The 13,069-nt window shown below is 37.1% G+C and carries 9 protein-coding genes; 5 read left to right on the forward strand and 4 right to left on the reverse strand.

Annotated features, from left to right (window positions below):
• Positions 1-15: 15 nt before the first annotated feature.
• From AB3I12_RS07825 to AB3I12_RS07835, 3 genes are read right to left on the reverse strand one after another with little or no spacing between them, the layout of a single operon-like run.
• Positions 16-1,893 carry a SpaH/EbpB family LPXTG-anchored major pilin gene (locus AB3I12_RS07825; protein ID WP_063626507.1) on the reverse strand — a complete coding sequence of 626 codons (1,878 nt, stop codon included), beginning with the start codon at positions 1,891-1,893 and terminating at the stop codon, positions 16-18.
• Positions 1,890-3,299: a SpaH/EbpB family LPXTG-anchored major pilin gene (locus AB3I12_RS07830; RefSeq protein ID WP_063626506.1), complete on the reverse strand. Its 1,410-nt coding sequence runs from the start codon at positions 3,297-3,299 to the stop codon at positions 1,890-1,892. The genes AB3I12_RS07825 and AB3I12_RS07830 overlap by 4 nt, the downstream gene beginning before the upstream one ends.
• Positions 3,299-6,805 carry a vWA domain-containing protein gene (locus tag AB3I12_RS07835; RefSeq protein ID WP_063626505.1) on the reverse strand — a complete coding sequence of 1,169 codons (3,507 nt, stop codon included), beginning with the start codon at positions 6,803-6,805 and terminating at the stop codon, positions 3,299-3,301. The genes AB3I12_RS07830 and AB3I12_RS07835 overlap by 1 nt, the downstream gene beginning before the upstream one ends.
• 354 nt (positions 6,806-7,159) lie before the next feature.
• Here AB3I12_RS07835 and AB3I12_RS07840 point away from each other — a divergent pair, with 354 nt between their 5' ends.
• Positions 7,160-8,650 (forward strand): helix-turn-helix domain-containing protein, encoded by a 1,491-nt coding sequence (locus tag AB3I12_RS07840; RefSeq protein ID WP_063626504.1) that lies wholly within the window; start codon positions 7,160-7,162, stop codon positions 8,648-8,650.
• Between the two features lie 53 nt (positions 8,651-8,703).
• Here the strand turns inward: AB3I12_RS07840 and efp are convergent, their stop codons facing one another.
• A complete protein-coding gene (gene efp / locus AB3I12_RS07845; RefSeq protein ID WP_010720208.1) occupies positions 8,704-9,267 on the reverse strand; it encodes an elongation factor P in 564 nt (187 codons plus the stop codon).
• Positions 9,268-9,625: 358 nt separating this feature from the next.
• On the opposite strand from efp, the gene AB3I12_RS07850 reads away from it, so the two are divergent.
• The 4 genes from AB3I12_RS07850 (at position 9,626) to AB3I12_RS07865 (ending at position 13,058) form a co-directional block, all read left to right on the forward strand.
• The gene (locus AB3I12_RS07850; RefSeq protein WP_063626503.1) at positions 9,626-10,543 is read left to right on the forward strand and encodes a PLP-dependent cysteine synthase family protein; all 918 of its coding nucleotides are present in this window, start codon (positions 9,626-9,628) and stop codon (positions 10,541-10,543) included.
• Positions 10,544-10,598: 55 nt separating this feature from the next.
• Entirely contained in the window at positions 10,599-11,747 is a 1,149-nt protein-coding gene (locus tag AB3I12_RS07855) for a cystathionine gamma-synthase (RefSeq protein ID WP_063626502.1), read from the forward strand.
• Positions 11,748-11,910: 163 nt separating this feature from the next.
• Positions 11,911-12,369 (forward strand): S-ribosylhomocysteine lyase, encoded by a 459-nt coding sequence (locus tag AB3I12_RS07860; RefSeq protein ID WP_010720211.1) that lies wholly within the window; start codon positions 11,911-11,913, stop codon positions 12,367-12,369.
• 218 nt (positions 12,370-12,587) lie between these two features.
• Positions 12,588-13,058 (forward strand): glutathione peroxidase, encoded by a 471-nt coding sequence (locus tag AB3I12_RS07865; protein ID WP_034699391.1) that lies wholly within the window; start codon positions 12,588-12,590, stop codon positions 13,056-13,058.
• Positions 13,059-13,069 lie beyond the last annotated feature (11 nt).

Below are 13,069 nucleotides of genomic sequence, written 5' to 3' on the forward strand. Positions count from 1 at the left end.
GACTCGTTTTTCCTTTTATTGATGGGATTTTTTTACTTTTACAAAATAACCAATTCCCATGATTAATAAGACTGTACCAATTGTTAGGTAAAGGTAAATCCCTTTGCCACCTGTAGAAGGTAATGTTCCTTTATGCTTGTTTGGTACCTTTTCTGGTGAAATGACTTGTCCAGACAAATGATAAGATTGTTCATCGACTACAAATGAAAGGCGGTTGGTCAACTGTACATAATTTTCTGGTGCCTTGATTTCTTCTAAATAGTAGGTTCCATAAGCTAATCCAATGATGGTAATCAACCCATCTTTTTCAGTAGTAAAAACAGTCGCTTTTCCTTGCTCTTTCGTCCAATTAACGGCTTTCGTTTGAGGATCAATCAACAAATAGTTCGCCTCACTTGAATCTTGGTCTCGAACGACAAAGCTAGCACCTGCTAACGGTTGGTTTATTGAAACCGCTCCATCAACTTTGATAAACTGCTTACCACCTGTAACTACTTCAACAGTTGGTGGTGTTTGGTCTTTCGTATAGTCGTTTTCTACATTTGCTTCATTTTGGTATCCTGTAGTTGGATTTGCTTGGTCATTCAAATACATATAATAAATAAATTTCAATGTTCCTCCAGGCGTCAAAGAAGGAATGTACGCTGGATCAACTGCCACCGTAAAGCCATTTTCTTGCTCAATCACTGTATAATGACTTGGATCGATTGTTGTTTCTCCATCGTAAAGTGCATAGCCATTGGCGCCATTGACTGCATGATGAAAAGTCAATGCTGCATCGTGTTGATCGATTAAATTGAATTTCGTGTATTTGTTCATTGAACCTTCTTTATCAGCAATTCCTTCGGGAAGATTGACCTTGATTTCATACTGGATCATTTCGCCAATTGCTACATCTTTGCCATTTAATTTTGGCGTACTTTTTTCAACTTTTGATGTATCATTTTTAATCGTTTTTTCAACAGGTGTTTGATTATTTTCGGTAATTTCAAATGCTGTTTTCGTTTGACTCTCAATCAATGCGGCGTTATCTGGTGCCTTCACTTCTTCCAAAAGGTAGTGACCAACTTCTAATCCGTAAATTTCCATCTGACCTTTTTCACTGTTTTCTTCAATGAAGTCAGCTGTTCCGATATGATACGTTTTCCCAGTCAAAAAAGATTTAGCAGCGGTTTGATCAGTTGTCCAAGTATAAAGCCCGTCTTTCACACTATGAAGGTATTTTTTTACTGATCCTTCGGTTTTTGAAATGTTAAAGACTGCGCCATTCAATGGTTCATTTTCGGCTGTCCCCACTTTTTTGACTTGCAATACCCCATTATTAGAAACAAGATTTTTAGGATATAAATGAATCGTGTCTAATTCTTCTGTACCATACTGATAAGAGCCGTCTGGTTGTTTGATCATTTCATAAACAGGAAAAGCCAATACCATATTGCCAGCTGCGACTACCCCTGCTTTCGGTTCTTCTTTGATGACATAAACCGCATCTTTTCCGTTTTGAGATTTTGGCAATTCCAGCGTTACGCTTCCTTGTGCATCTGTCGTTCCCGACGTGATAGGTTCTCCAGGAGTCAGCTCTTGAACTGCTTGTTGCGCTTCTTCGACTGATTTACCATTATTTCGTTGTTCATAAAATTGATTCGTTACATTATAAACAGTAAATGATACATCTCCTAGACCTTGATATTGGTCAAACTCTGTCATCTCTTTCCCACTGTTTTGAATAACATTGGGTAAAGAAAGTGCTTTTTTCTTATGCAAGATCACTTGTGCAACTTCTTGATCGGTAGCTGCAAAGACAGGCGATTGCCCTACCCAGCTACCTAAAACAGCTGATAACACGAATAATATTCCCCAACAAATGTCGATTGCTTTCCACTCTTTTTTCATTTATTTTCACCTTTCTTTCTCCATTTCCACAGACTGATACTAACTAGCATTAGCCCAACGATGACATAAAACTGGCTATTTTTTTCATTTGTTTTAGGCAGCAAACCGAAATCTGCTTTACGATTCTTTACCTTCAAAGGATCCTCCTGTTGTCCGTTTTGCTGAAACGAATTTTTTTCAACTACAAAAGGAATTAGCTCTTCACTTTTGATATAACCTTTCGGTGACTGGATCTCTTCAAGGTAATAATTCCCGTCGGTCAACCCTCGAACTGAAAAATTCCCTGATTGGTCAGAAGTTAGTCGATACGCTCCTTCACTACTCATTCGCCAAGTAACGCCTTCCTTCGTTTGATGAAGGTATTTACCTCTTTGATTTCTTACTAGAAATACAGCGCCTTGTAGAGGTCTTTGATTTCGACTATCAATTTTCAAAAAATGCTTTCCTCCCGTACGGATCGCAGTTGATCGTTGGAGGTACTCACGTTCTGTAGTGACCGTGACGTTATTCTTCAATTCCTCGTCTGGAATTGCTGTCGCTGATACTTGCATCTGATAGGTAATCGAAAGTGGTTGTCCAACCATTTTTTGGAGTGTCTCTTTAGCCAATGTCAATTCAAAGCCATTTTGATGAGAAACCATCTTATACCCGGAATGTATTTCTTGTCCGCCAATTTTGAGTTTCCATGTATCAGGTAAGAAGAGCAAATGATCATCCGCTTCATCAATGAGTTGATAGCTTTGACAGTCAGAAACAATGGTATCTACTGTATAAGTGACGATTTCACCAAACGAAACACTGGAATCTCCTTGGATCTTTTTTTCCAAAAAAGAAAGTGGAGTCGTTTCTTCGTTCTTAGGATATAAATGAATCGTCTTCAATTCTTGACCTTGCTCATTATTAATTGGGAGTACCACAACTAAATTGGCTGATTTTTCTTTGACGTTTACTGGCGTCTTCGTTTCTTGAAAAAGATACACTTGATCTCTTCCTTGTGCATCTTGCTTTGGTAATTGAAATTGAGCGATACCAGCTTCGTTACCAACGGTTTTGGTGATTTGTTCTGTTACAAACGTTCCGATCTCTTGTCCCTTTTTTGCTAACTGTTGTTGCGCTGTTGTGACATCGATCCCTTGTTCTCTCAATTGATAGAAAGAAGCTGTGACATCATAAACCGAAAAACTCACCTCATTTAGTCCCTGAGCCTCTTGGAAGAATACTTGCTCTTCACCCGTATTTTTTTGTGGATCAGGTAAATTCCCTTCCGTAAACAGAAGTTTATGCAAGATAATCTGTACTTGCTCATTCGAAGATTGATTCGGAATATTTTGAGCCGCACTTCTTTGCGATCCAATCGTCAACAACAGCGGAATGAGGAACAAGATATACCAGATTCTTTTTTTCATTACGCCACGCCCTTTCTTTGTTTTTTGAAAAAGGCAACGAAACATGTGCTGCTTATCGCAAGGAAACCAGCTAAATAGAACCAAATACGACCCATTCCGCCAGTCTCAGGTAAAGGAACTTTGACTTGATTGGTAATCGTTAACGTAATTTGATTATTTTCGTCTCCAGCTACTAATCCACTTTCTTGTTTGGACCCATCCACGGTCACTGTTCCATCTTCCTTCACCACGATCAAGACTGGCTTTTTCAATCCTTGATACCCATCTGGTGTTTTGGTTTCCGTTAACGTGTAAGAACCAGGTTGAAGGTTTTCAAATGTAAATGTATCCGTTGATTCACCTGCTTGAGGTAGTTCGACACTTGACCCTTCCCCCTCTAGTTTAAAGCTAGCCCCTTTTAATGATTGCCCGTTATCTTGTTTTTTATAGACCGTAAGATTAAAAGGTTTGAGATGGTTTTGATGCTGTAATGTCCACTGCGGATCTACCTCAACATTTTCATGTTCATAGTTGATCCTGCCATATTGATCAATCGTCCATTCATAATTTCCAGCAATCGTATCATAGCCAACGGGCCCTTTCGTCTCTACCATTCGATATTCTCCTGGTTCCTCTACTGTAAAATGAGCCAATCCCGTTAGTTCCGATACGTTTGTCGCTACTGTTCGATAACTATCGGCAGCATCTTTTTTCTGTAATTCAAAAGTAGCACCTGCTAAGTGGACTTTTTCTGACCCATGAAGCGTATATTTGTGAATCGCCAAAGGAATTTTTTTGAAAGGATTTTCGATCGTTAGAAGAATCGCCTGTTCCTCGATTTTTGCGGATTGTCCGTCGATCGTTACCTTTCCTTCGGCTGATACCGCAATCTTCCAGGTGTTTTTTTGAGCAAGTTCATGTCCGTCCGGTGCCTGTACCTCTGTAAGCGTATAGGTTTCCCCTTTCATTAATCGAACATCAGCAGGCAAGTGATAACTGCCATCTTTGTTATCGATCAAGCGGATCGTTTTAGATTGACCAGTTAATTCGAAAACTGCTCCTACAAGATTTTTTGCTCCAGATGAAGAATGTTTGGTGATGTTCAAATCAAATGGTGTAAACTTTTTAGTATTTTTCCAAGTCGTATCGTTGACTTTAGCAGCCTCATAGCCTTCAACGGTCATTTCGTTACTTGCTTGATAGTTAAACGGTTGTCCTTGGTTATTAAATTTTGGCAACATCATGTTTTCATGATAGTCAGCGCCATTACTTGCTGAGAGTAACTTGATGTCTTCACGTCTCCAAGTTCCCTCGGTATCATTAGTTGGTTTATTTAACTGGATAAATCCCGTTTGCCAACTATTTTTATCTGTTGTTGGCGTTCGTTTTATTTCATAAGTGATTTGATCTGGTCGTAGGCTAGTATCATGATCATATTCTTCCCATTCTTTTGTGAAAGACAATGTTACGCCTGGTGCTTTTGCAGAAGGAACGCCAAATTCAACAATTGTTGAAGCATCCGCCGTCGGTTGCAAGGTTGTTTTTTCATTCATTTGGTACCATACATCGGGTTTAAACGTTTTACTTTCAGTTTGGATTCGTACCTGATAATGGATTTGAATTTCCTGATCTTTCCCTAAATATAGCTGATTGCTTTGGATCGTTGAACCAGAAATACCAATCGTAGGCATTACTGCGACAGCATTTTTCCCTACATCTTTGATCGTGAGGGTATTTTCTTCGTAAACAAAGGGTTGAGCAATCGGATCAATCACTTTTCCATTACTGATGGTTCCAGCAATATGAACCGCTTTTTTCGCTAAATAATCAGAAATATCTGTGGCACGATCAGCCGATTCGTAATAGAATTGACCAGATTCATCCGTTGATACCATTTTCTTCATATTTGTTTCCACATCAACTTTTGATAAGCCAGCTGGAATATCTGATTGCAATTGGATTCCTAAGCCATGGATCTTGATTCCTCGTTCTTTCAACGCTAATGCTTCGCCAATCGTCGCTATAAACGTACTCCGAATTTGCTTCTCTCGATTGTTTTGATCTGGAACATCGTAATATCTACTTAAAAGAGAAGTATTTCCGGCTCCTTCTCGTACATCGCTAAATTCAGTTCCATAATAACTACCATCTTGTTCTGTAAACACTTTGTTCACATGATAGGAGTAGGTTGGCACACCATCCGTTAATAACACAATCACTTTTTCATGATTATTTTGTTCAGCCAACATCTCACCAGCTTCTCTCAACGCTTTTTGAGTAAAGGTTCCCCCTTGTGTCGTTGAAGGAGTGATCGCTTTAATCTGATTTTTTACAGAATTGAATGAACTTAGTGGGATTGAACCGTTGTTATAACCCACACTAGAATACCCAATATAGCCAAGATTGATTTTTTCAGCTATACCACTATGGTCAAGGGTATCTACAAAACTATTGACCCCTCGTTTCACTTCTGCCAAACGATTGTCTTCATTCATACTGCCTGACCAATCAACTACTAATACAACGTCTACAGGTGAAAACTCTTTTTGAACGTTCCCACGTACATTTAAAAAAACATCGTATAATCCTGGTGTAGCCGTTTCTCGTGCATATTTACGAATAGCATAAGAGGATTCTTCTCCTGTTCCCCCGTATTCAATATAAGAATTTGACCGATTAGATGGGTCGCCATTCCATGACGTCACACCATCCCACTGACCATTTTGATTTCCTTGATGATTGAGAACCGTTTCGTTTCCTGTCGGCTGCCACGCTGCTTGTGGGTAGACCCCAGTAGAATCGTTGGTATAATTTGGTACGATAGGTGTGACAATTTGTTTATTATTTCCAGCAGAAAAGAGAGCGGGAAACTCAAACGGACGTACAACCTCTTCTTTTGTCTCTTCTTCAAGATCTTGTTCCTTTTCTTGCTGTTCTTCATTTCCTCTTTCTGTTGATCCCTTTGTGTCTGCTTCGTTAGATTTAGTCGATTGCTCCGTTGTTTCCAGCGAAGTTTCCTTATTACTTTGTTGCTCTAATGTATTATTTTCCAGAAACTTAAATGATTCCTTCACAATCGGCGTGAGTGCTTTTCCTTGCTCATTTTCTGCCGTTTGTTGTTCCACTAAAACTTCTACGTCAACTGACTGATTCTGCTTGATGCCTGCAAAAATCCACTTCTCGTGATACTCTTGCTTGAAAAATTGGCTAGTTGTGAGCCATTTTCCACTAGTTTCATTAAGGTATTCCGTATATTCAGTTGTTGGAATTGGTAGAAGCATTTCTTTTGTTTCTGAATCAATAACCCGTACCAAGTATCTATGTCCTTGGTCATTCTCAGAAAGCCCTAATTCGATGGTCAATTGTTCCGCAGATTGATGAGCTTGGACTTGGCCATATTCATTAGCCATTATTTCCATAGTAGCCTCATTACTTGCTTCGACAAGTTTCCTATTCTGAAAGAAAAAATTGAGTACAACAATGATTCCTAAAGACCCTAACAAAAAGAATAATTGTTTCTTTCTCATAGATATCCTCCTTAAAAATTATTTAAAATTCAGTTAGATAATATAAAAAAAGAGAAAAAACCTCTATTTTTTCTCTTTTTATTCTCATTCAATTTTTAAGTGGATTTTTTAGTTATATTAAATCTATAGAAGATATGTAAATAAGAAATATATCTATAAATGTTCTGTTATTTTTATATAATGATATAGTTTATATTTTCAAAATAACTGATCGAATAGACTTGGATTTGAAACACTCACTTTATTTTCATTTCTACAATTATTGAAAAAATATAAAAATCTGAGATACATATTTACAAGATGATAAAGATGAGTTAATAATAATAATACTAAATTAGAAAAGATGGTGATTTATTGATCGAGCAATTATTGTTAGATGATCATTCGCGAGGAAAATTAGCTGTTTATGGTCAACTATTGACGTTATCTCCAGGAGAGCACTTGATCGATAACCTAAGAGAAAACTTAGAAACAACAATCAGTATGGTTAAACTAAAAAAAATCCTTGTTTCTATTCAAGAAGACTTGGCAAAGATAAGTAATAAACAATTATTAACGGCTAAAAATAAGTTGATCATTCGTGAAAGAATGATCCATTACAATCAATATCAAAATTTTTTAACCACACAAAGTATCCCTTATCAGTTATTGCTTAGTATCATCAAGAAGCAAGATGAAGATCTTGCTTCTTTTTGTCAACGCAACTATATTAGTCGTTCCACTTGTTTTCGCCAAACCAAAAAATTAGCGCAGTATTTTAAAGACTATCATATCACTTTGAACTTAACGAACTTAACACTAACAGGTTCGGAAATGCTGATCCGGATTATGTTTTTTAACTTTTTTTGGTTTGTTTCATTAGGTGAAAGTCTAGATGATCTCTATTTTAGCGATGATTTAAAAGCACTATTTGAGTTATACGAAGCGGAACATCTGAAAGATAAATATGCAATCGGCAAGAAGCAAGCTATGCTCCATTGTAAAATCAATCTTTTACGAATTAAAGAGGGTCATTTCACTGATATTTATGAATTAACTCCCACTTCTTTTATCCCTAGTGGAACAGATCTTGAATTTTTTTATGATTTCTTTCAACTTGCTAATTTGAAGCTCGATATTTTAGAAATCAATTCCCTTTTTTATTTGTTCTATTATTGGCCTTTTCTAAATTCCAAATCAGATGTCCAATTACCAATCGTGGAACATTCTTATCTGCAGGCGAACAACCATTTAAAAAAAGTCTTGGAAGAGTTTGAAACGCATTGTCAAAAATATATTAGTAATTTCAACTTTCATGAAGAGCCTTCCCTTCATGCGAATATCTACCTTTCATTGTTGAATTTTACTGTATTCAAACAAAAAATCCCTTTAACAACCTTTTTTATTTCTACGTATATCCAAAAGAAATATCCTATGATCCAAATTTTAGCTACTAAAATCGAAAGTTATTGGAAAAAGATTGCGAATCGTAAAAACTTCCTTTGGTTAAAAAATTGTAGTAGTGAATTAGCTTTCATCCAAGCTTGTTTACTTTATCCGTATTATACCAAGCTAGAAGAAGACTATAAATTGAAAGTTGGCTTTATCAACGTTTCAGAATACTTGATCACTTATGAGATATTTAATCTAGGTGAAAAGATTCCTTTTATCGAGATTGAAAAAGCCCATCTGCCACTCACGAAACAGTATGATTTTTATATTATTGGTTCACCCTTGCTTATTCCTCCAGAGCTAGACCCAGCAAAATATGCGGTCATTGATTTTTGTCGTTACAATGATTTTGAAACGGCATTGTATCAACGACTTTCACATGCCCACCATGAAAAATTAAAAAAACAGCTATAAATAAAGGCTTTTGCTCAAGTATCCTACTGGATCTTGAACAAAAGCCTTTATTGTTATTTTGATGCACGTTTTACGTATGTGCCTTCTGTTGTATTGATTTCAAGTAGTTCATCTGTTTCGATGAAGTCTGGAACGTTAACGACTAAGCCTGTTTCCATTGTAGCTGGTTTACCAGAACCAGTCACGGTTGCTCCTTTAATTGAAGGTTGTGTTTCAACAACACGCAAAACAACCGTTGTTGGAAGTTGAACACCAATCACTTCGCTGCCGAAGAATTGAATTTTTACTTCCATATTTTCTAAAATATATTTCATTTCTTCTTCTACAGTCTCTACTGGAATTTCATATTGTTCATATGTTTCAAGATCCATAAAGAATGCTGTGTCGTCCATTGTATATAAATATTGTACTGGTTTCGTATCAATATGTGCTTTTTCAAACTTTTCTTCTGGTCGGAAAGTTGTGTCATATGTTGCTCCTGAACGAACATCTTTTAGTTTCATACGCATCACAGTGTTTCCTTTACCAGGTTTGTGGTGGCTTGCGTCTAAAACTTTAATTAATTTACCGTCTTGAACAAATGTCATACCGGCTCTTAAATCACTTGCTGAGATCATTATTTTTGCTCCTTCTTAACTTAATCATAATCAACTTTATTGTATCAGACAACCGCTTAGAAAACTAGGGAATTATCTATTTTTAAGTTTTACTCTTTGACTTTCTCGTTTAATCATGCTATTTTTAATGAAATTCATTTTTTGGAGGGACTTCACATGACAAACAGCAAATCAAAACAAATGAATATTTGTTGTTGTATGGTGCATAAAAGCAGCATACGATTTGTCATGTCTATTAATAGCCCTTCATAAATTGGTATTGCCTTCTTCCGTTTTCCAATACTTATTTCATGATTTTTTCAAGGAGCTGATTTAATAGTCAGCTCCTTTTTATATTCTATTTTTTTAGGAGGGAATTATGATCATTACAACAATCACCGAAGCAATTGGTTCCACCCCGTTTTTTAAATTTACTGCTAAAGATTATCCTATGCCCCAACATTCAGCTATTTATGCGAAATTAGAGTATTTGAACCCCGGCGGAAGTATCAAAGATCGACTCGGTCATTATCTGATCCAACAAGGGATTCAAACCGGACAGATCACAAAAGAGACAACAATTATTGAACCTACTGCTGGTAATACTGGAATTGGTTTAGCATTAACTGCTTTAAGTTATTCTATCAAAACAATCTTTGTCGTTCCTGAAAAATTCAGTATGGAAAAACAACAAGTGATGAAAGCATTAGGCGCAACAATCATCCATACACCAAGTGAACTCGGCATCGTTGGTGCGATTGAAAAAAGTAAAGAATTAGCAAAAACTATTCCTCACAGCTTTCTACCAATGCAATTTGAGAATTGGGCAAATCCCATGGCCTATTATCAGACGATTGGTCCAGAAATCAGTCGAGAACTTACCGAACCAATCACTAGCTTTGTAGCGGGGATTGGTAGTGGCGGTACGTTTGCGGGCACCGCTAAATATTTAAAGGAACAAAATGCAGACATTCGTTTAATTGGTGTCGAACCAGAAGGCTCAATTTTGAATGGTGGTACTGCTCATAGTCACAAAATCGAGGGAATTGGCGTTGAATTTACCCCACCATTTCTTGCTGGTATCACCATAGATGGTTTTGAAACGATTTCCGATCAAGAAGGCTTTGCTTACACGAAACAACTAGCCAAGCAACAAGGAATACTAGTTGGCAGTTCTAGCGGCGCTGCTTTTGCGGCAGCCTTACATGAAGTCCAACGATTACCTTTAGGAAGTTCAGTGGTAACTATTTTCCCAGATGGAGCAGACCGTTATTTATCAAAAGGAATCTATTCATAAAACAAATAGTCGTTTTGACCGAAATACAGATATAAAAAATTAGGAGGAACAAATAATGCATATTCAAACAAAACTAATACATGGCGGAATCAGTGAAGACCCTACTACTGGAGCAGTTAGTGTTCCGATCTATCAAACATCCACTTATCGACAAAATAGTGTGGGAAATCCCAAGCAATATGAATATTCTCGCTCTGGGAATCCCACACGTTTTGCCCTTGAAGAATTGATTGCTGAGTTGGAAGGTGGAATCAAAGGATTTGCTTTTGCCTCTGGTTTAGCCGGTATTCATGCAGTCTTCTCTCTTTTTCAATCAGGAGACCACATTTTATTAGGCGATGATGTTTATGGTGGTACTTTTCGACTCTTTGATCAAGTCCTAACCAAAAGTGGTCTGGAATATACAATTGTCGATACGAGTGATTTGGCACAAGTAGAGCAAGCCATTCAACCCAACACAAAAGCACTTTATTTAGAAACACCAAGTAACCCGTTATTAAAAATCACTGATCTCCAAAAAAATAGTCAACTAGCAAAAAAACACCAACTGATAACAATTGTTGATAATACTTTTGCCACTCCTTATTTCCAGAGACCACTTGACTTAGGGGCAGATATCGTCTTACACAGCGGGACAAAATATCTCGGAGGACACAGTGATCTCGTTGCAGGTTTGGTTACTACAAATAATGAAACCTTAGCGGATGCTATCGGCTATTATCAAAATGCCATTGGCGGTGTATTAGGGCCACAAGACAGCTGGCTACTTCAAAGAGGAATCAAAACATTAAGTGTACGAATGGCAGAACATCAAAAAAATGCTTTTGCGGTCGCACACTTCTTAAAAGAACGCCCTGAAGTTGAACAAGTCTTTTATCCTGGTTTGGTCACTCATAAAAATCATGAAATTGCGCAAGCACAAATGAGTGGTTATAGTGGCATGGTTTCTTTTACACTAAAAAATAAACAGGCTGCGATTCCTTTCGTTGAATCTCTCCGATTGTTTATTTTGGCAGAAAGCTTAGGTGGTGTGGAAAGTTTAGTCGAACTTCCCGCAGTGATGACTCATGCTTCCGTTCCTAAAGAAAAAAGGGAAAAAGCAGGTATCAAAGATGGATTGATCCGCTTATCCGTGGGAATTGAGTATGAGGATGATCTTATTGAAGATTTAACTCAAGCATTTCAGCAATTAAAAGAAAATTAGCGAATGAAAGAAAAGATAAATTTCATTTCAGATTGCTACACCTACAAAGCAATAAGTGTTAGAATCTAATTGGAAGCACTGTGTTTATCGAAGTTTCTTCTAGTAGATGTGTACTTGATTCCGATAAACAAAAATGATTACCAATAGTTAGGAGCCTTAAGTCATGAAAATGAACGTAGAAAGTTTTAATCTTGATCACACAAAAGTAAAAGCACCTTATATCAGAGTAGCTGATAAAAAAACTGGGGAACACGGCGATGTCATTATCAAATATGATGTTCGCTTCAAACAACCGAATAAAGAGCATATGGATATGCCAAGTTTACATTCTTTAGAGCATTTAACTGCAGAATTGATCCGTAACCATGCTGATTATATTGTTGACTGGTCACCAATGGGTTGCCAAACAGGTTTTTACTTAACTGTTTTGAACCATGAAAGTTACGAAGATATTTTAGATGTTTTAGAACAAACAATGAAAGATGTACTTGAAGCGACGGAAGTTCCTGCAAGCAACGAAACGCAATGTGGCTGGGCAGCTAGCCATACATTGGAAGGTGCGCAAGCACTCGCTCGTGAATTCTTAGAAAAACGTGATGAATGGTCTCAAGTAGAAGCATAATTGACACAGCTATTGAGAAATCCATATATTCTCAGGTATGTCATTTCAATGTTCTATAACAAATCGTTTCCTTATAAGTGATAAGCGAAACTTTTGACAAATAGTTACAAAATAACCATATTTATCAGTAGAAGATAATTTTTAGCTAAGCTCTAAACGAAAACAAGTGATTTTGTTTGATGTTTGGAGCTTTTAAACTATCCTGAGGAGGAAAGATGATGAGTATTTATAATTTTACGGTTACTTTAGAAGATGGAACCTCTTATTCATTAGATAAGTACAAGAACCAACCGATGATCATCGTGAATACCGCAACGAAATGTGGGTTAGCTCCGCAATTCGAGCAATTAGAAGAACTTTATGAGCGTTATCAATCTCAAGGATTAATTATATTAGGGTTTCCTTCTAACCAATTCAAACAAGAAGTTGCTTCTGCCAGCGATGCCGCTCAAGCCTGTCGAAATACCTATGGCGTTACTTTCCCAATGCATCAAATCATTGATATCAACGGTCCAAAAGCAGACCCTCTTTTCGACTATCTAAAAAAACAAGCTCCCGGCACATTATCAAATGCTATCAAATGGAATTTTACTAAATTTTTGATTGATAAAGAGGGGAATGTCGTTGAACGTTTTGCTCCACAAACGACACCTATGAAGATGACCAGTGCCATTGAAGCTGTTTTATAATATCGAATAAC

The sequence above is a fragment of the Enterococcus sp. C65 genome, from assembly GCF_040887165.1.
In the GTDB taxonomy this organism is placed as follows: Bacteria; Bacillota; Bacilli; order Lactobacillales; family Enterococcaceae; genus Enterococcus_B; species Enterococcus_B hirae.

Bases quoted from the DNA above. Each gene is read 5' to 3' on its own strand.
- AB3I12_RS07830 (WP_063626506.1), bottom strand. From the start codon at position 3,299: ATGAAAAAAAGAATCTGGTATATCTTGTTCCTCATTCCGCTGTTGTTG.
- AB3I12_RS07850 (WP_063626503.1), top strand. From the start codon at position 9,626: ATGATCATTACAACAATCACCGAAGCAATTGGTTCCACCCCGTTTTTT.
- AB3I12_RS07835 (WP_063626505.1), bottom strand. From the start codon at position 6,805: ATGAGAAAGAAACAATTATTCTTTTTGTTAGGGTCTTTAGGAATCATT.
- AB3I12_RS07860 (WP_010720211.1), top strand. From the start codon at position 11,911: ATGAAAATGAACGTAGAAAGTTTTAATCTTGATCACACAAAAGTAAAA.
- AB3I12_RS07865 (WP_034699391.1), top strand. From the start codon at position 12,588: ATGAGTATTTATAATTTTACGGTTACTTTAGAAGATGGAACCTCTTAT.
- AB3I12_RS07855 (WP_063626502.1), top strand. From the start codon at position 10,599: ATGCATATTCAAACAAAACTAATACATGGCGGAATCAGTGAAGACCCT.
- efp (WP_010720208.1), bottom strand. From the start codon at position 9,267: ATGATCTCAGCAAGTGATTTAAGAGCCGGTATGACATTTGTTCAAGAC.
- AB3I12_RS07825 (WP_063626507.1), bottom strand. From the start codon at position 1,893: ATGAAAAAAGAGTGGAAAGCAATCGACATTTGTTGGGGAATATTATTC.